The organism is Streptomyces sp. NPDC086147, assembly GCF_040702165.1.
Classification (GTDB): domain Bacteria; phylum Actinomycetota; class Actinomycetes; order Streptomycetales; family Streptomycetaceae; genus Streptomyces.
This window is the reverse complement of the sequence record NZ_JBFBJO010000005.1, coordinates 348,259-373,765: the sequence shown is the minus strand read 5'-3', so window position 1 is coordinate 373,765 and position 25,507 is coordinate 348,259. Positions and strand designations below refer to the sequence as shown.

At 70.2% G+C, this 25,507-nt stretch carries 17 protein-coding genes; 7 read left to right on the top strand and 10 right to left on the bottom strand.

All coding sequences use genetic code 11. From position 1 onward, the window contains the following. Positions 1–89: 89 nt before the first annotated feature. From AB0398_RS14770 to AB0398_RS14750, 5 genes are all read right to left on the bottom strand, one after another. Positions 90–1,949 (bottom strand): DUF1998 domain-containing protein, encoded by a 1,860-nt coding sequence (locus tag AB0398_RS14770; RefSeq protein ID WP_366375035.1) that lies wholly within the window; start codon positions 1,947–1,949, stop codon positions 90–92. Further along, entirely contained in the window at positions 1,946–5,200 is a 3,255-nt protein-coding gene (locus AB0398_RS14765) for a helicase-related protein (RefSeq protein ID WP_366375033.1), read from the bottom strand. Before AB0398_RS14765 ends, AB0398_RS14770 begins: the two co-directional genes overlap by 4 nt. Further along, positions 5,197–7,104 (bottom strand): UvrD-helicase domain-containing protein, encoded by a 1,908-nt coding sequence (locus AB0398_RS14760; RefSeq protein ID WP_366375031.1) that lies wholly within the window; start codon positions 7,102–7,104, stop codon positions 5,197–5,199. The genes AB0398_RS14765 and AB0398_RS14760 overlap by 4 nt, the downstream gene beginning before the upstream one ends. Continuing rightward, positions 7,101–11,561, bottom strand: a complete 4,461-nt coding sequence (locus AB0398_RS14755; protein ID WP_366375248.1) for a DEAD/DEAH box helicase — start codon at positions 11,559–11,561, stop codon at positions 7,101–7,103. Before AB0398_RS14755 ends, AB0398_RS14760 begins: the two co-directional genes overlap by 4 nt. A gap of 443 nt (positions 11,562–12,004) precedes the next feature. Then, positions 12,005–12,166 carry a hypothetical protein gene (locus AB0398_RS14750; RefSeq protein WP_366375029.1) on the bottom strand — a complete coding sequence of 54 codons (162 nt, stop codon included), beginning with the start codon at positions 12,164–12,166 and terminating at the stop codon, positions 12,005–12,007. A 617-nt stretch (positions 12,167–12,783) separates the two neighbouring features. Between AB0398_RS14750 and AB0398_RS14745 the strand changes: the two genes are divergently transcribed. The 3 genes from AB0398_RS14745 to AB0398_RS14735 are packed head-to-tail and all read left to right on the top strand — an operon-like array spanning position 12,784 to position 16,778. Beyond that, complete coding sequence (locus AB0398_RS14745; protein ID WP_366375246.1) at positions 12,784–14,919, top strand: helix-turn-helix transcriptional regulator; 2,136 nt, start codon at positions 12,784–12,786, stop codon at positions 14,917–14,919. Between the two features lie 3 nt (positions 14,920–14,922). Next, on the top strand, positions 14,923–15,918 hold the full coding sequence (locus AB0398_RS14740; protein WP_366375027.1) for a hypothetical protein: 996 nt from the start codon (positions 14,923–14,925) through the stop codon (positions 15,916–15,918). Continuing rightward, on the top strand, positions 15,915–16,778 hold the full coding sequence (locus tag AB0398_RS14735) for a DUF6339 family protein (RefSeq protein ID WP_366375025.1): 864 nt from the start codon (positions 15,915–15,917) through the stop codon (positions 16,776–16,778). Before AB0398_RS14740 ends, AB0398_RS14735 begins: the two co-directional genes overlap by 4 nt. A gap of 13 nt (positions 16,779–16,791) precedes the next feature. Here AB0398_RS14735 and AB0398_RS14730 read toward each other — a convergent pair whose 3' ends face one another. From AB0398_RS14730 to AB0398_RS14710, 5 genes are all read right to left on the bottom strand, one after another. Continuing rightward, entirely contained in the window at positions 16,792–18,411 is a 1,620-nt protein-coding gene (locus AB0398_RS14730) for a DNA cytosine methyltransferase (protein WP_366375023.1), read from the bottom strand. Further along, positions 18,395–19,381: a DNA cytosine methyltransferase gene (locus tag AB0398_RS14725; protein ID WP_366375022.1), complete on the bottom strand. Its 987-nt coding sequence runs from the start codon at positions 19,379–19,381 to the stop codon at positions 18,395–18,397. The genes AB0398_RS14730 and AB0398_RS14725 overlap by 17 nt, the downstream gene beginning before the upstream one ends. After that, the gene (locus AB0398_RS14720) at positions 19,374–19,820 is read right to left on the bottom strand and encodes a very short patch repair endonuclease (RefSeq protein WP_366375244.1); all 447 of its coding nucleotides are present in this window, start codon (positions 19,818–19,820) and stop codon (positions 19,374–19,376) included. The genes AB0398_RS14725 and AB0398_RS14720 overlap by 8 nt, the downstream gene beginning before the upstream one ends. Positions 19,821–19,890: 70 nt before the next feature. Then, positions 19,891–20,889, bottom strand: coding sequence for an SEC-C domain-containing protein (locus AB0398_RS14715; protein ID WP_366375021.1), 999 nt, complete (start codon positions 20,887–20,889; stop codon positions 19,891–19,893). A gap of 172 nt (positions 20,890–21,061) precedes the next feature. Further along, positions 21,062–22,465 (bottom strand): MFS transporter, encoded by a 1,404-nt coding sequence (locus AB0398_RS14710; RefSeq protein WP_366375242.1) that lies wholly within the window; start codon positions 22,463–22,465, stop codon positions 21,062–21,064. A gap of 117 nt (positions 22,466–22,582) precedes the next feature. Between AB0398_RS14710 and AB0398_RS14705 the strand changes: the two genes are divergently transcribed. The 4 genes from AB0398_RS14705 to AB0398_RS14690 all read left to right on the top strand — a co-directional run bounded on the left by AB0398_RS14705 (position 22,583) and on the right by AB0398_RS14690 (position 25,339). Continuing rightward, positions 22,583–23,107 (top strand): helix-turn-helix domain-containing protein, encoded by a 525-nt coding sequence (locus AB0398_RS14705; protein ID WP_366375019.1) that lies wholly within the window; start codon positions 22,583–22,585, stop codon positions 23,105–23,107. Between the two features lie 83 nt (positions 23,108–23,190). After that, complete coding sequence (locus AB0398_RS14700; protein ID WP_366375017.1) at positions 23,191–23,505, top strand: DUF6412 domain-containing protein; 315 nt, start codon at positions 23,191–23,193, stop codon at positions 23,503–23,505. A gap of 99 nt (positions 23,506–23,604) precedes the next feature. After that, positions 23,605–24,345, top strand: coding sequence for a membrane protein insertase YidC (gene yidC, locus AB0398_RS14695; protein WP_366375015.1), 741 nt, complete (start codon positions 23,605–23,607; stop codon positions 24,343–24,345). Positions 24,346–24,481: 136 nt separating this feature from the next. Next, on the top strand, positions 24,482–25,339 hold the full coding sequence (locus tag AB0398_RS14690; RefSeq protein ID WP_366375013.1) for a fumarylacetoacetate hydrolase family protein: 858 nt from the start codon (positions 24,482–24,484) through the stop codon (positions 25,337–25,339). The last annotated feature ends 168 nt before the right edge of the window (positions 25,340–25,507 follow it).

The window sequence follows — 25,507 nt, the reverse complement described above, 5'->3', positions numbered from 1 at the left end:
ACTAACCAGGGCCCCACAGAGGCGGTGCCGCCCCCGGACCTGTTGCCTGCCGATGCCGGTCCCGGCGCACACCCGCCCGTGGCCGCACGTCAGGACAGCAGGTGTGCGAAGAAACCGATCCCCGGATCCTCCGGTGTGCCCACGAGCAGCGCACGGTCGAGGAGGATGTTGTTGTGCTCGCAGCTCGTCTCCGGGAGCATCACGCAGGCATGGCAGGCGGCGAGGTTGGTACCGCCGGTGCCGGACGCCTCTGATTCGACGCAGAGCGGGTCGGAGGAGCACCATTCCGCACGCCGCACAGCGGCGCGGACCGTGTGGGCGAGGCTGTCCGGCTCGCCCTGGGCCACGAGGCCACCGAGACTTCCCGCGGAGTCGCTCGTCGCCGTGTAGACGAGGATTCCCGCCATGTCGGCGTCGGCGTACAGACGCTCGCGCAGTGCGGCGGCGGGATACCCGGCGTCGAGGCTCCATTCGTTGATGAGGACATGGGCCAGGGTGTGGAGCAGCACCATGCGAGGGGAGGCCGGGGACGGCGGCACCAGGGTCGGATCGGCGGCGCGCTGCCCCATGAGCCTCTCGTGTGCGGTGCGCATTCGTTCGGCGCGTGCCGCCACGGCGGCCGAGCGCGACCACTCGTCGAGCCGTGTGTCGTCGAGGCGGAGGAAGACGCCCTCGCCGCGGACCTCCATGGCGGGCAACCAGGGCAGGTCCGAAGTGGAGAGCACGGCTTCCCTGCCCTCGGTCGACATGTCGGGCTCGGCGAGCCGGGTGAACGCCTTGAGGGCACGGACCTCCCGGAGCTTCTTCACCAGCATGGGGTCGGTGATTCCCAGCGGACGCAGCTCCGCCGGGTCTCCGAGCGGGGACTCGCAGACGAACTGCTCGTCGCGGGAACGGGCGCGTTCGTCGTTGCCGGCGCGGAGGCGCTCGTACTCCTTGTGGCGCAGGGCGCGGTACCGGTGGTCGAAGCTCGGGGCCTCCTCTCCCTCGGGGTCCTCCTCGCGTTCGGCGGCCAGGAGGGTCATGATCTCGTCGACGGGCACCGGGCACTCGCCCTTGAAGACGAACTTGAGGCACATCTCGATCTCCTCGCGTCCGTTCAGTTCGCGAAGCTGATCCCAGTGCTCGGCGAGCGGGTCGGCACGCCCGTCGCTCCACGGCGGGATGGAGAGCGCCGACTTCAACACCGGCTGCCACACCGCGGAGGAACCACGCTGGAGAGTACGGGGGGCGAATCCGCAGGAATCGGCGGGGACGGACGTACCCAGCCACGGACGGGTGCCGCGGCAGCGGAGCCCGAGGTCCTTCAGGGCCTTCTTGCGGAAGGAGCCCTCCATCGAGACCTCCGGAACCCCGCAGGTGCACGAGACGACGATGGAACGCAGGGACGAACTGCGTCCGGAGGAGCGCAGCTTGAGGGTTCCCCCGCACTGGCCCGCGGTGGTCGTTCCGGCGCCGGCCGCCCGGTGGACCCAGTGCCAGTAGGGAAACTCGTCGAGATGTCCCGCTTCGCAGGCGATCACGAAGCGGGAGGGGACCAGGTCGGCCTCGCAGGTGCCGCAGACGCTCTTGCCGGGGGGCGGGTTGAAGTCGCGGTGCCGACGCAGCTCGTCGCATTCGGGGCACGAGTGCATGACGGGGAAGCGACGGACCCGGATCCCGTCCTTGCTGGTCTCGTCGGAGGCGGGAGGCAGCCGGAAGTACTGGACGCCCAGAAGGCGGGCGAGCCGACGTTCGTGAATTTTGGGTGATTCGTCGAGCCTCCAGTGGGTGTCTGCTCCGTCCAGGCCGGAGACGACGAAGGACTCGTGGTCGACGGCGATCAGGGACCCGACACCGTACGTGGTGATCGCCTGGGAGCGGCGTACCGCGCCCCGACGGGGCAGATTGTGGGCAGGCGCACGACCGCCCGTTTCGGTGCGGCGGCGTCGCGCGGGGGGCGGGGTCATCGGGATGCCTCCATGAACAGGGCGGACTCGGCGTCGACGTCACGCAGGCTCCACAGGGTGCCCCATGCTTCGTCGTTCTCGGACTCGTCGCTGTACGGCTTCAGGAGCGACGGCCTGCGGTCGCCCTTCTTCGGTTCGAAGAGGAGACCGCCGTGGATGTCGGCCTCCTTGCACCACCAGTCGACGAACCCGTCGAAGGCGCGGGAGACGGCCTCGGTCTCCTCCGGGGTCACCTTGCGCACGCGGTTGACGAGAACGTCCTTGATCTCCCCGCGGAGCCGGGACTCGTAGGACTCGACACCTCCGGCGGCGTCGTTGGGGCGCGCCTCGGGCAGCATGATGCGCGCCAGGGCGACGATCACGGCGTGCAGGCCGCGTTCACGGGCACGGGCGGAGAAGGGGGTGACGGACGTGGACTCCACCTCGCGGTACAGGGCGGAGTGGAAGTGCAGGAAGTTCTCGTAGTGCGAGCGGTCGCGGGAGCGGGTCGCGTTGAGCATGACGGCGACCAGGCCGGGATGGGCACGGCCGACGCGGCTGGTGGCCTGGATGTACTCGGCGGTGGTCTGGGGCTGGCCCATCACGGCCATCAGGCCGAGTCGGTCCACGTCGACGCCGACCGCGATCATGTTGGTGGCGAGGAGGACGTCCACGGCGTCCTCGTCGGGGAGCTTCTTCTCGATGCCCTTGAGGCGGGTGGGAATCTCGCTGGCGTCGACCCGGCTCGTCAGCTCCGAGTAGTTCGCGGCGGACCGGACTTCCACTCCCTCCCGCTCGGCGAGCAGTTCCAGGTAGGCCACGACGTCGTCGTGCACCTGGAGTTCGGCGGCAGACAGCAGCCGGAGACTGTTGAAATAGCCCACGAGGCTCCAGTACGCGTCACGCACCTCGTCCTTCGTCCGGGCCTGCTTGGCACGGTGCATCAGGGTGGCGTAGGTGCGGATGAGGAGCGTGGACTGGCTGGTGCCGGGAGCGAACAGCCCGACGTAGCGCCTGCTCGCCTTCTCCTCCCGCGGTGTCTCCACCGCGAACCACGAGTCGCGGGAGTCCAGTCCGGCCGGCGGGAACTGGCGCACACCACGGTTGAACAGGTTTTTTCCCTGATGGGAGGCACGACGGATGGTTGCCGTGGAGGCGATCACCTTGGGGTGGTCGGCGAGCGCGTCCACAGCGGTCTCGTAGAGGCCGGTGAGCGTTCCCAGCGGGCCCGAGATGAGGTGGAGCTCGTCCTGGACGATCAGCTCGGGGGGTGGTGTGCGGTCGGTCGGCTCATCGCGGTTGAAGAGGGCCGAGGTGGCCGGTCGCCACGGCATCGAGGCGAACTTGTCGACAGTGGCGATCACCAGGGTCGGGCGGGCGTCGTAGACGGCCTCGTCGATCAGGTGGACCGGCAGACCACCGGTGAACTCGCAGCTCTCACCGGGGCAGCGGACGTGCATCCGCTTCTCGTCGGGGTCGACCTCGTAGTCGCGGGCGTCCAGACGTGTGCCACACCAGGGACAGGCGTGCAGTTGTACGGGGTTCTTGGTGGCCAGGCGCCTGTCCGGATCCCTGCGGAGCTCCGCGAGCCTCTCCTCGGCCTCCTGAAGGGTGTTCGGGGTGGCCGACCGGCCGACCCACATGCCGATGGAGAACTGCTCGGTGCCCAACTCCGCGGGCAGGTCGCGCCGCATCAGCTCCATGGCACAGAGCAGGATCGCGGCACGCTCGAACTGCTGGAGCGTGAGCAGCCGCAGCGTGTACCGCATGAGTACGGTGACACCGCCGCCCTCGGCGCCGCGCCGGATGCGGCGCAGGAACGAGGTGAACGCGATCAGACCGAGATAGGCCTCGGTCTTGCCACCACCGGTCGGGAACCAGAGCAGGTCCACGACGTCGCGGTCGTCGTGCCGGGGGTCGTCGATACCGGCAAGGCAGAGCAGCAGGAAAGCGATCTGGAAGGGACGCCAGCGGCCGGCCTTCGGATCCGGAGCGCCGACCCGTCCGTCCTTGACCCAGGCACTGCGGGCACGCTGATCGGCCATGGCCCGGTTCGCGAGTCGGAACGCCCGCATCAGGTCGGGCTTGTCACCGAGGAGTCCGATACCCTCACGGATCCTTCCGAGGGCTTCGCGACAGGCTTCGACCTGCTCGCGTGCCGGCTTCTCGTGCACCGTGCCGATCAGGGCCGCGGCTTCCGCCTCCTTCCGGTCGATCCAGTGCGCGTAGCCCGCTACCAGTGCTCCCAGAGCGTCCAGGATCTCGGTGTCCGAGCCCTCGGCGAGACCCAGCATGGACAGGGCGGAGCTGTCGATCTCCGGGTTGGAGTCGGTGAGCAGCACCTCCACGGTGGGCACGAACTCGCTGCGCACCTCGGTCACCGCAGCCGATACGGATTCGGTCATGCCGATCGGCGGCGGCGTCCAATCCCATTCCGCGGCGCAGCCGTGGCCGACGGCGAAGGTCGGGGCATGGCGGTGGAGCAGTCGGCCGACAGCGACCTCCGGGTCGTGGGCAGCGGTCGGGGCCGAACGTTCGACGAAGGCGCTGGAGCCGTTGACCGCGCGAACGACGATCCCGCACTGGAAGAGGGAGGCGGCGTCCTGGAGGTCGTGCTCGCCGACCCGCCGGGCGTTGACCAGGGTGACGGTGACCGTGACGGTGCCGGTCACCGGGTCCGGGCGTCGGACGTTGACGCGCAGTTCCACGTCGTGGCCGAGCTTTTCGACCTTGTTGGGGTCGGGCACGGTCACGTCGACCGGAGCCTCTCGCAGTTCGAGCACCTTGCGTCGCCACCGCTCCTGCTGGTCGGAGGTGGTGCGGGCCTCGGCGCGCCGGGCCGGGACGGGGTTGCCGTCCACGTCGGTCGCCTCGTAGACGGCGGCTCGGGCCCGGATCACGATCGTGTCGCCCATGGCCGGGTCCACCGCGAAGGTGAGCCCCATCGACGAGGGGCGACGGGATCCCGCGCCGGTGTCGTCCGTCGTGGCCGACTCCTCGCCGGCGTCACGGGGACCTACCGCAGCCCGGTCCAAGCCCTCCTGCTCCTGCTCGTCCTCGTTCCTGCGCTCCTGCGCGGCCGCGTTCGCGGGCCTCGGGTAGAGGATGCCCGCGAGGTAGCGGTCGATCGGAGCGTCCTGGGTGAGCACCTCGTCCCAATCGTCCGGTGCGGCATCGGGAGAAGGACCGAGGAGTTCGCGGCGCAGGCCCACCAGGATCTCCTCGTCCCGGACCCGGTAGTGCTCGGAATGCCGGCCTCCCGTGTGTGTCATGCGCTCGTCTCCTCGTTGTTCTCGGCCCGTCGGTACCGACCGATGCCGGTGATCCTGGGCGTGATCCACACGCCCCGCTCTCCGAGGCCGGCGTTGGCGCCGGCGGCGGTGCTGCCCGTCACGGTCTCCAGGGTGTCGATCCGCAGGCCGCGGATCTCGTCGGGCCACCAGGGGTCCCAGGTCGGATTGACCTTCTGCACCCGGAAGAGTTCCTCGCGGAAGTACTCCGAGGCCTCACCGATCTCCCGCCCGTCGTGCATGAGGGCGTACGGCGGGCTCTGGTGCTCTCCCAACGGCACGTCGTGGCGCTTGCGGAGCACCACCTCGTGTCCCGGAGCGACCTGTTCCAGGAGGTATGCCTGGGTCGTCACGGCGTCGCTCTCGTGGCCGGGCGGGTGGTCCCGGCCGATGTCGCCCGGCTCGGCGACGATCCCGTACCTGTCGTACGACCGCCATCCCCCCACGTACCTGCGGCCGTTCTTCCTGCTGTCGGCCCGTCGTAGGAGCGGAAGTTCGGGGCTGTTCACGTAGTAGAGGTCCTGCCGGGCACGTGTCATCGCCACGTAGAGCGCCCGGGCCTCGGCGGGGAGGTCCAACACGTCCTTCTTGTACTGCCTGTGGAGCTCGGCGACGCTCGGCGGTATCAGGACGATCACTCGGTCGAACTCGAGTCCCTTGGCGCGGTGCACAGTGGAGACGACGAGCCGGGAGGTCTCCGGATCGGCCGCCTCGTCGGGGAACCTGCCCTCGGCGACCGAGCGGCGCAGTCGTTCCAGATCCAGCGCGTTGCGTCCGGCCCCGCGTGCGGCGCGACGCAGAACCGCCCACAGGGCGGTCGTGTTCGGTTCGTACGGCAGCGGGATCTCTGCGAGCAGCGCACGGAACCTCTCCTCGGTGAGAACGGTCGCCTCGGTACGGCGCAACAACTCGGCCACCCAGTACGGGACCGGCCGTTCTTCGAGGGGGCGCCGCAGCCGGTGTGCGATCCCGTGCTCGTGGAGAAGGTCGGAAACCACCAGAGCCTGTCGATTGTCACGGGTGAGGATCGCGCAGGTGTCGGAGACGTCCCGCAAGCCGCCCAGGACGAGCGGATCGGTGAGGTCGCCCAAGCCGTTCACGGGCTCCAGGAGCAGGTCGCGCAGCTCCTCGTACAGCGTCGCCGCCCGATCCGCGTCGTTGATCCGCTGCAGCAGCGGACCGTGGGCCAGCGCCACTCCGGCCTCGGGAGTGGCGGCCCTGAAGTTCCGTGTGAGGTGCAGTTCCACCAGGTCGTCGGCGTACGAGGAACGCAGCCAGTCGAAGAACCGACCGTTCTCGTCGGAACGTTCGGCCAGGTCCTCGATCTGGAAGCCGTAGACGGCCTGGGCGGCGTCACCGACGACGGTGAAACCGCAACTGTCCTGATACCGGTCGAGAAGCGTCTCCACCAGTTCACGACGGGAGCCCAGCAGATCCTGCACCTCGTCGATCACGACATGGGCGGGCGGAACGGAGTCCCCCGCCTCCAGGGCCCCCTTCTCGATCGCATGCGCCGCGGCCGTGATTCGTTCGTCGAATCCGGTCGCGCCCCAATCCCCGTCCGGGTACGCCTGCAGGAGCACCCCGTACGCCCACGCGTCGAAGGTCTGCGCCCGGACACGGCGGGCCCGGTCGCCGTGTCGGGCGATTCGCTCGCGCAGCTCGCGTGCCGCGGCTCGGGAGAAGGTGAGCACCAGGATCTCGGCGGCCTCCAAGGCCTCCTCCGGGTCCTCGTGTCCGCACAGGGCGTCGAGCCGGCGCACCAAGGTGTGCGTCTTGCCCGCTCCGGCGCCCGCGGTGACCAGGACCCGGGCACTCCAGGGCTGCCGGACCACGTCCTCCTGCTCGGGGGTGAGCGGAGGGCTGTCGAGGTAGGGGTCGGTCACTTGCGGCTCCAGAGGTGCTCGAACTGGGTGAACGCGAGCCGGGTGTCGAAGTTCGCGATGTTGTCGCTGACGTTGAGGATCAGGCAGGTGTCCTTGCCGCCGTTCCTCGGACCGCGCAGCCCGCGGCCGATCATCTGCTGGTAGACGTTGGTGCTGTAGACCGGACGGGCCACCACCACGACACGGGTGGCAGGCGCGTCGAACCCCTGGGTCAAAACGCCGTAGTTGGTGAGGACCCGGATGCGGCCCGACCGGAAGTCCTCGATGCGCCGACGCCGGTCCTGGGCGCTCGTCGTCGAGTCCACGGCCGCGGAGGTGACACCCCGGTCGTTCAGCATGGCCGCCAGGTACTTGGCGTGATCGACGGAAGTGGCGAAGAGCAGGGTCGGCCAGTCCTCGGGGAGGGCGGCCACCTCGTCGACGATACGGCGGCTGCGGGCATGGTCGTCGGCGAGCCGCTGCTCGGCCGCGCGCGCGAGCGTCGCCATTCGGTCGGCCTGTACCTTCTCCTCGTGGGTCAGTTCGATCCGACCTCCTTCCAGGGTGCGGTGCTCGACCTGGGCGAGCATGCCCCACTCCTGGAGGTCCCGATAGGGATCACCGGACGGGAAGACACCCTCGTCGAGCCGTTTGTTGCCGAAGCGGTTGGCCAGCCGGCGGGTCTCCTCCTCATTGGTGTTCCGGAACGGGGTGGCCGTCAGGCCCAGCAGGTGTCGTTCGGTCTCGAACTGGGTCAGGCCCAGATGCCCCAGGATGCCCGTGTAGCGCTTGGAGACGGCGGTGTGCGCTTCGTCCACGATCACCAGGGAAGCGCGGCGCAGCCAGTCGTACGCCTCGGTGCCCAGACAGCGTTCCAGCTTGGCGTCCGTGGCGACGACGAGGTGCGGGTGGTCGAGGACGTCCCCCACCTCGTTGGTGCTCCAGAGCCTGCTGATGGCGAGGGGGCGTTCCGCACCTACCTTGCCCCAGACGAACTTCCAGCTCTGCACGGCCTGCTCGCACAGCTCCTCGGTCTGCGCGATCCACAGCAGCGGACCCTGCAGATCACCCACCTGCTTCACCCAGCGGATCACGGCCTCTGCGGTGACCCGGGTCTTGCCGGCGCCCGTGGGCAGCGACAGCATGGCCCGCTGCGGGGCCAGCCGGTCGAGGAGGACGCTGATGTTGCGGACCAGGTCCTCCTGGTAGTCGTGGAGGCGGGGGAAGTCCCGGGGGCCGTCCACCGTCTCGAAGGCAGGCGGCGACGGAGTCCGGGAACCGGCGAACGACACCGGCAGCTTCAGGTCGGAGACGAATGTGATGGCTGCTGACGAGCCCCCGTAGCCGACCGGAGCGTTCGGGAACCGGGCCTGGATGTCCCGGGCGTGCTGCTGGAGCACTCCGTCGCCGTGTGCGTTGAATGCCATCTGGGCGATCCGGTGACCGGTCGGTTCCGTGCCGTCGGTCTCCTGCAGTTCGGCGTCCATCAGGCCCTCGGGCAGCCCGGACCGCAGGGCGTCGGCCCCGATCAGCAGCTCGATCTTCGTGACCACGTCCTGCGCATCGCGTACGGCCTTGATCGCGGCCTTCTTCTCGCTGTCCCGGGCCATGCGATCCTGGTGCTCCATGACGGCCCTGCAACCGGCCGTGCCGAGCCCGATCTCCAGTTCGCGGTCGATCAGGCGCAGCATCGGCTCCGGGTCGAGCGGGATGCGGACCTTCACCGTGCCGCCCTGGCGGACCGCGTCCAACTGACGTGGCTTCGTTCCGTTGGGGGTGCGGATCACCTCCTCCAGCTCGGCGCACCGCTGCACCAGGCTGTTCCGGTTGGTGCTGTTCAACCGCTGGCGCAGTCCGGGGTACAGCTCGACGAGGGGCACCGGGTCGCCGTCCGGGACCTCGCGGGTCTCCCGGCTGATGACGTCGGCGTAGCGGAGCATCCCCCACTTCTCGACCATCAGCTCGGCGTCCTCGGGCCTCGTCACGAGCAGCGCGGGGAGCTGTTCGGCACGCAGTGCCCGATACTCGGCGGCGCCGACCGCGACGGTGATCTCGTCGTCGGGGCGGGCGCCCCAGACGTCGCCGATCCGGCATCGGGTCAGCGTGTCCTCGGGGAACTCCGCGCCGAACCGGGTCAGCATCACGTAGGTGGCGCCGACGAAGGAGTCGTCCTCGCTGCGGGACACCTCGACGAGGAGGTTCTGCCAACGGTCGGCCGGGACCTCGTCGACTGTGGTCGGCAGACGGAGCTTGCGGGCCTTCTCCGGAGAAATGTCGGCCACCGGCAGCACGTCGCGGTAGGCGGCCAACTGGGGCCCGACCGCTTCTCGCAGGGGCTTGAGCCCCTGGGAGGTGGAGACGGTTCCGTACTTCCTGAGCAGCCAACGGATGGGCGAAGCGACCGCCTGGCGCGTGCTCGTCTGCGCACCGATCTGTCGGGTCCAGTTGTCCACGACGGCATCGTCGGGCAGCACCTTCAGGAAAGCGGCACGGGACTCCTCCGACAGCGCGCGGAACAGGTGCAGGGGGCCGCCGACGGCGGAACCCTCCACCTTCATCCGGGCGAGCGAGGGACGAGGGGCCCGGTCGTCCAAGGTGCGCAGGTAGGACGAGTGGACCGCCTCCCGGTACTCCTCGAACCATGCCTCGCCCTCCGGCCGCACCGCCGCCGAAGGACGTTCCCGCAGCCCGATCTCGGGAAAGAAGGAGAGGTCGTCCGAGTGGAACTCCTTGTCGACGGCGATGCTCGGATCGCGCTGCGGATCGACGACCGGGCCGGGCAACATGCAGTCGCGCACCGGTCGGAACCTCCCGTCCGCGGTCCGCACGCGCAGCGTGTCGCGCGGGTTCGGAACGCGCTCCAGCAACTTGTGGGTCAGGCTGCGTCCTCCGGCCTGCCGGAACAGCTCCCAGAAGCGCTTCCACTCGGTGTCCCCGTACCCGTCGAAACCCTGGTCGAGGACGCTGATGAACCGTCCCTCGGCGTCCGCCTCCCGAATGCCGAGGACACCGAGGGCATGGGCGAGCGAGGGGTCGCGGGCGATCTCGTCGACCACGTACACCAGGGACTCGCGCAGCCCGCCCTCTTCGGCGCGGCGGAAGACCCGTCCGTGCACGGGAGCGACGAAGCCGTGTTCCTCGGTGAGCACGATCCGTGCCTTTCGGGCTTCTTCGGCATGGAGAGAGCCGGTCTCGACCATGTCCGCGAGGATGCGGATCGCCACCGTCGAGGCCTCGACGGTGCCGCATTCGACGAGAGCTTCCAGCCACTCCCGGACACCGGCCCGCTCGTGTCCGGCCGCGGCAAGGACGTGCTCCACCTTTCCGGCCCGCAGGGGATCGGCCTCGGCACTGGGGTGCAGCCAGCCCACCGGGCGACCGGGGCACTCGTGCCACATCCGCAGCCAGCTCGCCGGGCCCTTCGGGTCCTTGTCGAGGCGCGGGTGGAGACGCAGCGTGGTCGGTACGCGAAGGGTTCCGTCCTGGTCGGGCAGCGAGGGTCGCACGGCGGTCCGTGCCCAGATCTCCTGGGTCAGGAACTCGTCCGCCCAGCTGATCGACTCCTTCACACGACCGGGCAGCAGGGGGAGGTAGGCGGCGGGGTCCTCGGCCGGGGCCAGCCGGGCGAGCGAATCTACGACCAGGGACGCCGAGACCTTGATCATCTCCTCGTTGAACGCCGACGAGTCGAGCAGGTTCTGCCGGTCTTCGTTGGTCTTCCAGGCCCCGTTGAGGATGCCGCTCAGGGACATCTCGTACTTCGTGGGGAAGAAGGACCAGAAGCGGCCACGGCCACGCGACTTCGGAGAGACGTACAGTCCGCTCGTCCGGTCCTCCTCCAGTGCCGGCACGGCCCAGGCGAGGTCGAGGGCGAGGCGGTCGTGCAGTTCACCGGCGTCGGCGCGGGCGGCTGGCCCCGGCTCGTGGGTGACGGTGAAGACCCGCCACCGGCTGGTGGCGGTGGGCTTCCCCGTCCGCTCCTCGATCATCGTGTGCAGATCGCCCTGCTGCTCGGTGGCCAGTACGCGACGGGCGACGGGACGGGGCCGGCGGTCCTCCAGGACGACCTTCGCCACGTGGGGGGAGAGGAGCTGGAAGCCGAGAGGGAACTCCTCGCGGGAGGAACCGGCACGCGTCCGGCTGCCGTGCATGTCCTGGGCCAGCCGGTCGGCGGCGCCGGGAAGCAGCGGCAGACGCACCACGGTGGTGGCCCAGCCGAGCAGTTCGTCGAGAACGAGATCCTGCGCACGTTCGGCGGCCATGTCGAGGGGTCGTGCCATGCGCAGCACCGGGGACTCGAAATTTCCGCCCAGGTGCTCCTGGACGCCGGGCACCGAGCGAATGCATTCGTACGCCCATTCGCGGTCGAAACCGAAGGAACCGGTGCTGCTGAAGAACTGGGGTGCGTCGGTGACTACCAGAACGGATTTGACGCCCACGCCGAAACGGCCGATCTGACCTCCCCGCTTGCGCGACATGCTCATGCGGAGAATGGTCTCCGCCCCCTCGGGAGAGACGGGAGAGCCCTCGTTCGCGCAGTAGAGATGCGTGGCGGTGAGGACGACGTGAACGGTTCCTCCGGACGTGCCGGCGATTTCGTCCGCCGCGTTCTGCACGAGCTCGAAGAGCTGGCGGTCTCCGTATCCGCCCTGGGTGATTCGTCGTTCGCTGTTGGCGTGCTCCGGAATCAGTCCGGGGTCGACTTCGTAGGTCTGCAGAACGCGGGCCGACTGTTCGAGGACGGTTCGGACCACCTGGGACGAGGACGAGGCGGATGACACTTTTCTGCGACTCCTGTTGATCGGAGGACGGTCGGTGAAGGACCGCGACGGGCCGGCCTTGTGCAAGGAATCCGGATTGGGCAGGGCCTTGCACAAGGCCGGCCCGTCGCGGGTCGTGCTGTTGCCGCGCGCAGAAGGCGTCAGCAGCCGTCGTTGCTCACGGTCCCGTGAGGAGGGAAGTCCAGTCCGTAATGCTCGCGCAGTGCCTTGAGCGTCGTCCCGAATTCGTTCAGAATCTCCTTCGTCGAACCCTCGTCGGGTGCCTTCTTCAGCCTGGTTTCCAGGGCGCTGAGGTCCCGCATGCACAAATCGAGGTCCTCGCACGACCCCGACTCCCCCGAATTTTCTTCCATGGTCAGGTTTGCCCGCTTTCCTGGCTGGTGGCCCTTACGCCGGAATTTCGGTGAAAGGGGGTCTGGGCGCATGTCTCGGAACCCCATCGATTGCTTCGACGAGGGTGCTCCGATTCCGGTGCGCTTTTCCTGTCCGAACCGTAGGGGAAGTTCCCCTGCTGCGCCACCCTCTTGCGGGATCCTTTTTGAGTCCCCGTGAGCGTGTTTCCGACTGAAATGGTGGTAAGGGTACACCTGTCCCAAGGCCGCCTCGGTGGGTGATCCGGGCGGGACGTATTTCTCGACGATGCTGACGTTAGAGCAAAATCGGCGTCGGCGCCACCCTCTTCGCGGAAAACGCAAAAAAGCGGTTCTCGGCCACCCCTGCATCTCTAAATTCGAACTTTCGTGCGATCTGGATGTGCTCACAAAAGCATCAAGTCGGACATTCAGAATTTAAGGGATCGAGTGACTGTACTGACGTCTTGGGTGGGTGTGGTCAAGTTTCGGTTGACAGTGATCTCTTCGTCAAATTAGCCTGCTCGTGGCCCAAGAAACACAACGAGGAGTGGGGTGGTCCTGTGGAGATGGGTGAGGAGTTCGGGCCCTGGTTGGCCCGTCAGCTCAAGCTCGCGGGCAAGACACAGGCGGAACTGGCGGACGAACTGGGGCTGACCCGCGCCGCGGTCTCGGCCTGGATCACCAAGCGGTCGGTGCCGCGCCCGACCGTGATGGAGGAGATCGCCAAGGCGCTCGGCACGGACATCGGCACAGTGCACACGCGTACCACCGACACGCAGGCGGGCCTTCCCATCACCTGGTATCACCGGCCTGGCTATCCCGACGGCGGCCGTGACGGCGGAAACGCCGCTGCCTTCGCCTTCGACGCCGACGTCCAGGTCCTCGCCAGGGAGACCTGCCAGAACAGCCTCGACGAACGGCTCACGGAGAACGGCCGCCCGGTCCGGGTGCGGTACACCATCCACGAGCTGACCGGCGAGGCGTTGGACGCCTTCCGCAAGGCCCTCCTCTGGGACGACCTCCACCCCCACTACGCCGCGGTCTCGGAGTCGGCCTCCCACCAGAAGGTCGGCCGGGTCGTGGACGCGGGAGTGCGCGACATGTTCGAGAAGGGGCGGCTGGTCCTCCTCCGGATCGACGACTACAACGCCTCCGGCCTCACCGGGGACGACTACGGCGACGGGAAGTTCGCGGCCGTCGTCCGCCGCCAGCTGGAGAGCCTGAAGTCGGGGCGTGGAGCCGGCGGTTCCTTCGGACTCGGCAAGGCGACGCTCTGGGCGACCAGCGCGCTCGGCATGGTTCTGATCAACTCCACGCTCTCGGTCCCCCACGAAGGGCGGACCGAACGCCGCCTCGTCGGACGACTGGAACTGCCGTGGCGCTCCGTCGGCGGCGAAACGTACGCGGGACCCGCCTGGCTGGGGCGCCCCGACCCGGACAGCCCGGGCGCCCGGGTGGCCCGTTCCTGGTGGTCGGACGAGGAGACGGTAGAACGTCTCCACCTGACCCGCGACAGCGACGAGCCGGGCACCTCCTTCCTCATCGTCGGTGCCCACGACGTGGCGAGCCTCGACCAGAGCGCTCCCGACCGTGACGTCGACGACGAGGACGGCATCGACGACGACGGAACCCGCGACATCCAGTCCATGCACCGGCGACTGGTCGAGGCACTGGAACGGGACTTCTGGGCGGCCATGACCGGGGGTGGAAGCCGGCTTCCACTCCTGGAGACCTCGGTCCGTACGCTCCGCAACGGACAGGTGGTCCTGGAGGAGGAGAAGGTCGACCCCACCCGGACCCAGCCCGCCCGAACCAGGGCCCTGCGCTCCTTCTACGAAGGAACGACCGTGGATCGGCTCACCGAGGCCGGCCAGGTCGCCCTTCGCCAGGTCCCGTTCAAGCTTCCGCTCGAAGGCGGGCGCCGAGGCATGCTCGGCACGCATCAAGCCGTACTCCTCGTCACGGAGGCCGGGGACAAGGACGGTGTTCCGAACCAGGTCCACTCGTTGCGCGGCAACAGGATGACCATCAAGAAGTCCGGTGTCGCCGGGCTCCCCCTGGGCGTCAATTCCTTCCAGGCCGTCCTCCTGACGGGGCACGCGGCCGGGGAGAAGGCTCCCTTCGCGCAGGAGGCCGAGGAATTCCTGCGGGCGGCCGAGCCGCCCGAGCACGACCGCTGGGGTCAGACGGAGGAACTCACCCTGCGCTGGTCGCACACCGCGCACCACCGCATCGCCCGTCTGACCACCGAGGTCAACTCGGCCGTGAAGGAACTGGTCGCCAAGCCGAAGCGGTCCGGCGGCGAAGGAGGCGCGAAGCTGCGGAAGGCGCTCACCGTCTCCCGCAAGACCGCGCCCAGGCGCGCCCCCGGGGCGGTCCTGCCGGAGCTGGACGGGCTGGACGCCTCGATCGGAGAGGCAGGGGAATGGCGGATCACCGCAGAGGTGAAGCTGCCCCGTGCGGACGAGCTGCCGGCCATGACGCCGGTGGTCCTGCTCGACGTGAGGTCGGGCGGTCGTCCCCGACTCGACTGGGCGGAACTCGTCGCGGTGGAGGGCTGTGAGGTCGAGGACGGCGTGCTCCGCTTCTCGCCCGGTGCCCGGCGAGCCGTCTTCAGCGGCTCCACCGATGTCACCAGTCATCCGGTCCGCACCGCGCTCACCCGGCTCGTCCTCGAACTGCGCACCGGCAAGGGGGAATGAGACATGAAGTTCTACCCGTACAAGCGGCTCAATCGCCCGATCACCCTTAGGGTGACCTCGGCCTCGCTCAGACTGCCCGACGGCACCCGTGACCAACTGGACACGTCGGCGTACTCCACCCAACAGCGGACCGTCGCCCTCGGGGTGGCACAGCACGAGGACTGGGTGTCGGCCAGGATCGGTCTCTCCGCCACGCTGCCTCCCGGTGCCAACGCTCCCGACTCCGCGTGGAGCGAACTGCGGGTCCTGGCGGTGCTCACCGACGGCGAGACCAACGTGCGCACCGCCGTCGACCTCAAGCAGGACACCCCGGAGGGCAAGGAGTGGTCCGGGACCGTCGAGGTGTTCCGTGACGACCACGTCGGGCGTGCCACGCTCGCGGTCCAGGCCGTCGCCACGATCGACGATGTACCGGGCCGATCGCTGGCGGAGACCGACGACGACTGGACCGTCGACGTGGTCGCTGAGGAGCCGCTCGGTGGCCTGAGCCTCGATGTGAAGCAGGTGAGCTTCTCGAAGACCTCGCGGGAGTGGCTGCACGCGTACGCGGACGCCCCTTGGATCGTGGACGCCTCGGGCCGGCTGCCGGCGGTGCTGGTCAACTCCGACATCGAGGGTTTCTCCGATCTCCTCGGCGCCGAGAGCGGAGGCATCGAGAGCAAGGTCCACGAGATGCTCGTCTCCCAGATGGCCACCGACGTGTGGACCGCGGTCTTCCACAGTTCCGTGGGTGATCTGGAGGTGGAGCCCGACGGAACCCCCGTCTTTCCGACCGACTGGCAGGGCGAGGTGCTCCGCGAGATGCTCCCCGACGTGATTCCGGGTGTCCGCCCGGAGGAGGCGCTTCGTCGGGTCCACCGTCGGCGCACCGGCGAGGCGGGATGGGTGGAACTCCAGACCCGCATCCATTACGCGGCCGTGCGACGTGCCGGCGCCAGCAAGGCGCTCACCAGCGCCCTGCGCGGACTTCAGCAGCTGAACCGAGGGGACAAGGCATGACGATCGAGAAACCGCACTACGTCCCCCAGAGGCTCGGCCTGCTGTCCGCGGCGGCGGCCGACCCCTTCCTGAACGAGGACCTGCTCGCGGGGGTCCGGGGGCACGGGGGCGTGGACCTCGCCAAGGTCGTCGAACCGTTGGCGGAGGACGACGCCCGCTGGGAGGCCGAACCGCTCAGGGAACTGGTGGAGGACGCGATGCACGGGTTCGGCGAAAGCCGGACCCGTGCCGACGGCTGGCTGGCGCCCCGGCTGCACGCGACGCTCCGCCTCACCCGACGGGAGGCGGCGGACCGCAGGCTGTGGACCCATCTCGCACTCGCCGTCGCTCCGGACTACGTTGCTTGGCGTCACGGTTCCCCGACCACGTCGAAGATCAACTCGGAGCGGTTCAAGGGCGCGCCCGACCGTCAGTGCTTCTCGCGGCTGTGGTGGGCGGCGGAGATGTTCCGCAACGGAGGCGACTACTCCCCGGTCGAGGCGGCCTGCGGCAACCAGGACCTGATCCACTCGGCGCTGCGGCGCGACCTCGTCGACCACCGACCCACCGCCCAGGCCCTGGTGGGCGTCTTGGGGCGGGGGATCACCACCGGTCGTGAGATCGAAGGTCTCATGACGGCGATCAGTGCCGCCGGTGCGACCCTCGTCTACGACGCCTTGGCCGAGGACGAGCCGCGTGACCCCGAGGTACTGCGCCAGTGGATCGCGGAGGCCGGGACGGCGCCCTCGGTCCCGCGACACACCCTGCCCAGGGGGCCCGAGGAGGAGCCCGTCCCGGAGGAGACGGTGCGGAAGCTCACCGACTACTTCGTCGAACTCTTCGAGACGGCGCCGGTACGGGGCCGGGCACCCAAGGACTGAAGGGGCGGAAGGGTCATCTGCCGGTGAGCGGGTGGCCCTTGAGGCCGCGGTGCCTCAAGGGTTCCACCGTTTCCTTGGGCTCCCAGGCCTCCAGTTCCTCGATTCCCCGTTCCAGCCTGGCCTCGGCCTCCTTCTCGTCCAGCTCGGGTTCCAGTACGTGCAGCAGCACGTGCAGGGCGAGCCGGGGAGGAACCGCGTTGCCGATCTGCTGCGAGATGTCGTTCCCGCTCCAGGGGTACGTCGCGGGAAACGTCTGGAGCGCCCCCGCCTCGGCACTGTTGAAACGTCCGAGGCCGTCTTCGAGGTCCTTGTCGGTCTCCTTGTGGACCACACGGTTGCGCGACACCTTCCCCGTGATCGTGGCGGAGGGATCATCGTGGTCACGCCGGCCACGTGCCTCCGGCACGCCTCCGGTTCCGTAGTTGGAGACGACGCTGAAAGGAGGGCGACGGCGCACCTTGACCGAGTGCTTCTCCGCGCGCTCGAGGGCGGCCTCCATGGAGATCCAGTGCTCCGGCTTCTCCGAGAACAGGGTGTCCGACCGATTCGCCTTCGGCAGGCGGGTGAACGTCCCCCTCCGGTGGTAGAGCTCGTGCGTCTCGGGCACAGGCCAGAGGAGTCCGGGCCCGGGGCCCTCCGGGAGGTCGGACCGATCGAAGCGGGCCATCAGCACAGCACGCCGTCGGGTTTGGGGAACGCCGAAAGCCTCTGTGTGCATGAGTTGTGTCGTGGTTCGGTAGCCGAGGGAGGACAGAACCTCGACGTACCGCTTCCACACCGGCATCACCGCCGGCACCTGTTCCAGGACGACGGCCTCGTACGGCTCCGATCCGGGCCGCCTGCTCCGCTCGATCACCCACCACAGCGGCTGCAGGACGAGCCCCGTCCGCTCGTCGCCCAGTTCCTCCAGCCGGTCCTTCAGCTCGGCAAGCTTGTCGTCCAGACCGACGAAGACCTTGAGCAGGTCCTGGAGCTCGTCGTCCACGAGCACGATGGTCCGCGGTTTCTTGAGCCCCTTCAGGAACTCCCTGATCTCCTTCGCCGAGGCCCCCTGTCGCTCCAGGCGGCCCTTCATGGACTTGCGCGCCTCGGTCCTGCGCTGTTCCAGGTTGCGCTTCTCGTGCCTGATCGCTTCGGCCTCGAGTTCCTTGCGCCTCAGTTCCTCGTGGATGCCCCGCCAGGTCCGGAAGATCCGCAGCCAGGCCTGTGGATCGCCGGGCTGCTCCTCGGTCTCGCGCAGGACCCGGTGCAGCTCTCCGACGTAATCCAGCACCTGGTCCAGCGCCCTACGACCCGCGCCGTGCCCGGCGACGGTGAAGGTCTGGCAGGGGGGCCCTCCGGTCAGTACCTGGGCGCGTGGAAAGAAGGCGGCACGGTACTTGCGGACGTCTCCGTGGAAGGTGTCCATTCCCGCCGCGCCACGAGTGGCGCATGCCCCCGCGTCCCATTCGATACCGGTCACCCGGTACCCCAGCGCGTCTGCTGCCACATCCAGTCCCCCCGGGCCCGCGAAGAGGTCCAGGATGTGGAAATCCGCAGGTGAGGAGTCTTCCGTATCGATGTGGCTCATGGGCCTGAAGTCTAGCCGGCGCACAGGGGTGTACAGGACGTCTTGTCTAGGGGCTGTGGACAACGCCCAGAGCGGTGGCTATGGACGCGCCGAGCGCCCGACCCACCGGCGGAGGAGTGGCGTGGCCGATCTGTCGGTATCGGGCCGTCTTCCGCCCCATGATGCGCCAGTCCGGGGGGAACGACTGCAGGAGGGCCGCCTGGTCCACCGTGATCTTCACCATCAGCGCCGGGTCGTCCGAGCGGGGCCATGCGTACTCCGGCCCCGGCACCTCGTCCGCCAGCGATCCGGCGTTCACCCCCATACGGGCCCAGGCACGCTTCGTGCCGGACGGTCCGAGGTCGGCGCCGCCACGATTTTCCGATCCTCCGACCAGAGTGGGCGCCACGGCCGAGGCCTGGGCCGCCCAGGCCTCGGCGTCGCGCCAGCCCCGGGACCTCATGGAGGGAAGGAGTACCCGACCGACCGGAACGTACTCGTCCACGGTCGGCTCCGGCGGGACGAAAGCGTGGAACCACCGCTCCTTGAGCGCCACGAGGATGCCCTGCCTGCGTTCCTGGGGCACACCGAAGTTTGCCGCGTTCAGTACGAACCAGTGGAAGCGGTAGCCGAGGTGGGTCAGCTCGGCCTCGACGAACTTCCGGATGCCCGCATAGGCCGGGGAGTCGATCAGCGCGGGCAGATTCTCCAGCAGGAGGGCACGCGGCCGGATCGAGTGGAGCAGAAGGATCGTGGCGGTGAGAAGCCGCAGTTCTTGATCGCTGTGAGCACGCCCCACGGCGGCCGAGGCCTTCACCCGCGGCAGGCCGGCCGACAGGAGATCGACGTCGAGGGTCTCCGGGTGCTCGTCCGGGAGGAACTGAACGAGATCCTCGCAGATTACGTTCCAGTGCGGCCTGTTGGCCAGGAGCGTCTCGCGCGCCTGGGGTTTGTTGTCGAGAAGGAGTACGGGGGAGAAACCCGCTTCCTCCAGTCCCGACGCCAGCCCGCCGGCACCGGAGCAGACGTCCACGAAGCGGAGTCGATCAGGCATCCGTCGCCCGCCCGTTCCCTCGGGGGTCCTGTACGAGTGTTTTCCGTCCCGCCTGGATCCGCTCGCTCTTCTTCCGGTCCACCGCCGCGCGCACCGTCGCCGAGATCTCCTCCGTCGACGCGTGCTCCCAGAACCGCAGGACCGTCCACCCCAGGGTTTCGAGGTGGGTCGTCGTCTCGCGGTCGCGGGCCATGTTCTTGTCGAGTTTCGCGCGCCACCACTCGGCGTTGGACTTCGGCTGCGTAGCGTGTAGGGGGCAGCCGTGCCAGAAGCAGCCGTCCAGGAAGACGGCGACCTTGGCCGGGCCGAAGACGATGTCGATCGTGCGGCGGGACATGCCCGGGACCGGGACGTTGACGCGGTAGCGCAGGCCGGAGGCGTGCAGCAGCCGGCGTACCGCCAGTTCCTGGGCGGTGTCGCGGGAGCCCTGGCGGCTCATGCGGGCCGAGACTGCGGGAGAGGACGGAACGGCTTCGGTCACACCCGCATTCTGTCGGACCGGCCGGACATCACTCCGACCCGTGACACTTCCCGTACGTCTCCCCCGACCCGCACCAGCACTCCGCCCCCCGAGCCGGCGGCCACGCCGTGGCTCGGCCCCGGGCCGCCAGGGTGGTGGCGTACTGGGGGAGGAGGTCCGCGTTCGAGGGGCGGGTGGATTCCGAGGCGGCGAAGGCCTCGTAGGAGGGGACCGTGGCGCGGACGATGCCGAGGTTGGGGGTGCCGGCCTGGGCGAGTTCGCGGAGGGAGGCCTCGATGTCGGTGAGGTGGGCCGTGTAGGTGGGGTACTCGGCCTCCAGCTCCGGGTAGGCCGCGAGGAGCTCGTCCAGTTCCGGTTCCGGCCAGTGGAGGACCGCGACCGGGAAGGGGCGGGAGAGGGCCGTGCGGTAGGTGCCCAGTTCGGAGCGGAGGCGGGCGATCTCCGCCCGCAGCTCCGCCGGGTCCTCCGAGCCCAGGGACCAGAGGCGCTTCGGGTCGTGCAGCTCGTCCAGCGGGACCGCCCCCGCGTGCAGCCGGTCCGCCAGGGCGTCCCAGTCGTCGTGCGGCAGCGCCAGCATGCGGCGGACCCGGTGCCGGGTCGTGATCAGGGAGCGGGTCGCGTGGGGGAGGTCGTCCGGGGTGGTCAGCAGGAGTCTCGCCGCCTCCGTCAGGGTCGACTCCGCCTCCTCCAGCTCGTCGTGGGCCTCCAGCGTCTCCGCCGCGATCTCCCACGGTGCCGCCTCCGACGGACGGGCGCCCCGGAGGCCCTCGATGATCGCCCGCGCCTCGGCCTCGTGCCCGTACTCCCACAGGTTCGCCGCCTTCAGCGCCCTGATCAGGTTCGGGTCCACGGGCTCGGACGACAGGAGGTCGTCGTAGAGGGCCGTCGCGCCCGGGCGGTCGCCCGCCAGCTCCAGGTGGGCCGCCGCCCGGAGGTACAGGGGCTCCCGGTCACCCGGGTACTGCGCGGCGGTGCGCAGCAGGCGCTCGGCTTCGGTGGTGTGGGCTGCAGGCGTGTCGGGGCGCATGCAGCCCACCGTACTGCTGTGCGGCCCCGGAGAGTTGGCACGGCGGGTCCCGTCGTGCCTCCGGGGGCGGGGCGGCGCGAGGGCCGCCGGTCTCACCTGCGGGGTTTCGGGTCTTCGGCCGGTACTCGTCCGGAGGGAGTGGGCGATCTCTCTTTCCCCGCCGGCACGAGCGTCAGCACCGCGCCAGTACGAGCGTCAGTGCCGCCCCCGTCAGCGCCAGCGCCGCCGACGCCGCCAGGGCCGCGTCCGGGCCCGCCGTCGCCAGGGCGAGCGTCAGGGCCACCCCCGCCGAGGAGCCGATGTAGCGGGCGGTGTTGTTGGCGCCCGAGCCCATCGCCGCCCGCTCCGGCGGTACGGAGTCGACCGCGAGCCGGGGGAGCGCCGCGTTCAGGAGGCCGCTGCCCGCGCCTGCCACCAGCAGGCCCGGGAGGAGGCGCCACGCGCCCGCGTGGCCTTCCAGCGCCCCCAGGAACGTCAGTACGCCCGCCGCCGACAGGACGAACCCCAGGGTCAGTTGGTGCGCGGCGGAGAGCCGGGCCGCCAGGCGGCGGGTCTGGAGGGCCGCCACGAAGGCCGTTCCCGACCAGAGGAGGAACAGCCAGGCCGTATCCAGTGGCGACATCCCCGTGCCGGCCTGGAGCAGCGCCGGCACCACGCTGAACAGGCCGATCACCGCCAGGCCCGTGAAGAGCGCCCCGAGCGTCGACGTCAGGAACGCCGGCCGCCGCAGCAGCGCCAGGTCGATCATGGGGTTCTTCCGCCGGGTCTCCACCCACGCGAACAGGGCCGTCAGGGCCGCCGAGGCCAGGAGCAGGAGGCCCACCGGGAGGCGCAGCCAGCCGTCCCTGCCCAGGGTGAGCGCCGTGAGCAGCGCCGACAGGGCCAGGCCGAGGGTCACCGCCCCCGTGACGTCCGGGCGGGGTGCTCCGGTTCTGTTCGGGGCCGTCGTCGGCTCCGGAGGCGTTCCCGTTCCGCTCCGGGCCTTCGTCGGCCCCGGCAGCCAGCGCGCTCCCGCCGCCGTCGTCACCAGCGCCGCCGCCCCGAGCGCTCCGTACGCCAGCCGCCAGTCCACCAGGCCCAGCGCGCCCGCGAGCAGGGGGCCGAGGGCGATGCCGCCGCTCACCGACGCGCCCCACACGCCCGTCGCCCTGATCCGGTCCCGGCCCGCCGGGTACGCCTGGGCGAGCAGGCCCAGGCTGCCCGCGAGGACGGCCGCGCTCGCCGCGCCCTGGGCGATCCGGGCCGCCGTGAAGGCGGGCGTGGAGTCCGCGAGGGCGCCGAGCGCGGTGGTGAGGCCGAGGGCGAGCGTGCCGAGGAGGAAGACCCGGCGCCGCCCGTACGCGTCGGCCAGGCCGCCGGCCACCAGGAGGAACGCGGCGAGACCGAGCGGAGTGCCGTTGAGCAGCCAGGCGTGGGCGGAGGGGGAAGTTCCGAGGGCGGCCGCCACGGCGGGGAGGGTGGGCATCGGCGCCGTGTAGTTCATCAGCGCGACGGCGGTCGCGGTCGCCGTCACGGCGAGCGTGGCGCCGCCCGGGTGCCCCTCGGGAGGCGGGGCGGAGGTGCGGGGACGGACCAGGGGTGTTCGTCGGGGCACGGCGGGCCTCCACCTGTCGGCCGATCGGTCGGTTCGGTGAACGAACTCAACGTATCAGGTCGGTTCGTTCAGTGAACCCTCTTCGGTACGATGGATCCCATGGCCCTCGGCAAGGACTACGCCCAGCAGCAGTGCTCCATCGCCCGCGCCCTCGAAGTGGTCGGCGAGCGCTGGACCCTCCTCGTCGTGCGCGACGCCTTCTACGGCGTCCGCCGCTACGGCGACTTCCTCGCCCACCTCGGCGCCCCCCGCGCCGTCCTCGCCGCCCGCCTCCAGGCCCTCGTCGAGGTCGGCGTCCTCGAACGGCGCCGCTACCGGGAGTCGCCCCCGCGCGACGAGTACGTCCTCACCGGGCGCGGCCTCGCCCTCTGGCCCGTCCTGTGGTCGCTCGGCTCCTGGGCCCGGACCGAGCTCCCCGGCACCCTGCCGATGCGCCACTTCCACCACGCCGGCTGCGGCACCGAGCTCGGCCCGCACGGCGAATGCCCCGCCTGCCGCCTCCCCGTTCCGCCCGCCGACGTCGAGATGCGGCCCGGCGCCGGGCTCGACCCGGACCCCGCCGACCCCGTCGGCCGCGCCCTGCTGCGACCCCGGCGCCTCCTCGTACCCCTGGAGACCGCCTAGATCGAGGGGTGGGACAGGGGAACTTCCCCGTCCCGCCGTGCGTCTTCACCGAGAGGAACCGGCGGTACGGAGGAGGTGACGGCATGACGGGCATGACCCCGGCCCCACGGGTCGTCGCACTGCTGCTCTTCCTGCTCGCCCTCACCGGACTGCTCCTGTCCGACGGGGCCGGCGCCCTCGCCGGAGCCGGTGTCTCCGCCGCCGTCGCCCTCGCCGCGGCCAGCCTCTTCCACGCCCTGTCCGGCGCCCGTACGGCTCCGGCCGTGCCGCCCACCGCCGTACGCACCGCCATGCGCGACCGCGAACGGCGCACCGCCTTCCTGCCGCAGCGCGACCCCGACGCCGCGGGCCGCCGCAGACCCCGGGCTCCCGGCCGTCCCCTCCCGACGGCCGCGTAGGGAGCTCCCGGACACCCCCTCGGAACCCCTCGCGCGGATCCGTCATGCCGAGAAACGCACCTCTCCCCGGCACGACGAGACCCCACGGAGGGCTCCCCCATGTCCGACCTCATGTCCCTTTTCGCCGCCCTGGTCGAGCGGCTCGCCGAGCTGCTCCAGCCGCTCTTCGCCACCACCGCCACCGCCGCCGCGATCGTCCTCTTCACCGCGCTCGTACGGCTCGCCGTCCACCCGCTCTCCCGGGCCGCCGCCCGCGGCCAGAAGGCCCGCACCCGCATCGCCCCGCAGCTCGCCGCGCTCCGCAAGAAGCACGCCAAGAACCCCGAGCGGCTCAAGAAGGCGATGCTCGACCTGCACGCGAAGGAGAAGGTCTCCCCCTTCGCCGGCATCATGCCCAGCCTGCTCCAGGCCCCCGCCTTCCTCCTGATGTACCACCTGTTCGCCGGCGACCGGATGGCCGGGCACACCCTCTTCGCCGCCCCGCTCGGCGACCGCTGGGCCGACGCCCTCTCCCACGGCGGCCCGTTCGGTCCGGCCGGGCTGGTCTACCTCGTCCTGTTCGCGATCGTCGCCGCCGTCGCCGCCTTCGGCTACCGCCACACCAAGCGGCAGCTCGCCGCCCAGCCCCTCGACCTCGGGCAGCCCACCCCCGGCGCCGGCGCGATCACCAAGGTGATGCCGCTGCTCTCCTTCGCCACCCTGATCACGGTCGCCGTCGTCCCGCTCGCCGCCGCCCTCTACGTCGTCACCAGCACCGCCTGGACCGTCGTCGAACGGGCCTTCCTCTTCCGTACGCCGAAGGAGGAGGCGGCCGGCGACGCCGTTGCTACTCGCGCGTAAGGGTCCACTGCGTGGGCGGGGTCTTGCAGAGCGGCCCGTTCTCTTGGAGGATCGACCAATCCTCCGATGGCCGCACTCCATCGGCCGGGGTACCCCAGGGCCCTCCCGGGCCCGCCTCGACCACAGGGAGAAGACCATGAAGCTGCTGCGTGTCGGCCCGCCCGGAGCCGAGCGTCCCGCCCTCCTCGACCAGGGCGGAACCCTCCGCGACCTCTCCGCCCTCGTCGATGACGTCGACGGCAACCTGCTCGCCGACGCCGGGGCCCTCGACCGGATCCGCGCCGCGGCCGGCGCCGGGGTGCTGCCCCCGCTCGACGCCACCGGGCTGCGCGTCGGCCCGCCCGTCGGCCGGATCGGCAAGGTCGTGTGCATCGGCCTCAACTACCACGGGCACGCCGCCGAGACCGGCCAGGCCACCCCCGCCGAGCCCGTCGTCTTCCTCAAGGCCGCCGACACCGTCGTCGGCCCGGACGACACCGTCCTCGTACCGCGCGGCTCGGTGAAGACCGACTGGGAGGTGGAGCTGGCCATCGTCATCGGCCGCACCGCCCGCTACCTGGAGACCGACGAGCAGGCCCTCGCCCACGTCGCCGGGTACGCGGTCGCCCACGACGTCTCCGAGCGCGAGTTCCAGATCGAGCGCGGCGGCACCTGGGACAAGGGCAAGAACTGCGAGACCTTCAACCCGCTCGGCCCCTGGCTCGTCACCGCCGACGAGGTGCCCGACCCGCAGGCGCTCTCCCTCCGGCTCTGGGTCAACGGCGAGCTGAAGCAGGACGGCCACACCTCCGACCAGATCTTCCCGGTCGCGGAGGTCGTCCGGTACGTCAGCCGGTTCATGACCCTCTACCCGGGCGACGTCATCAACACGGGCACGCCCGCCGGCGTCGCCATGGGGCAGCCGGAGCCCAAGCCGTACCTGCGGCCCGGCGACGTGGTCGAGCTGGAGGTCGAGGGGCTCGGGCGGCAGCGCCAGGAGCTCAAGGGCGCCTGAGGCCGCGAGGGCCTGAGGGCGGCGGGGCCGTACGGGTGATGTGTCCGTACCGGCGGCGGGCTGTGAGGCCGTCGGGGAGGGCTCCTGCCTGGGCCCTTCCGTTGTGAAATGGGCGGCGCCCCGCGTGGGGCGTCGCCATTTTCATGCGCATTTTGCATATTGCCCGAT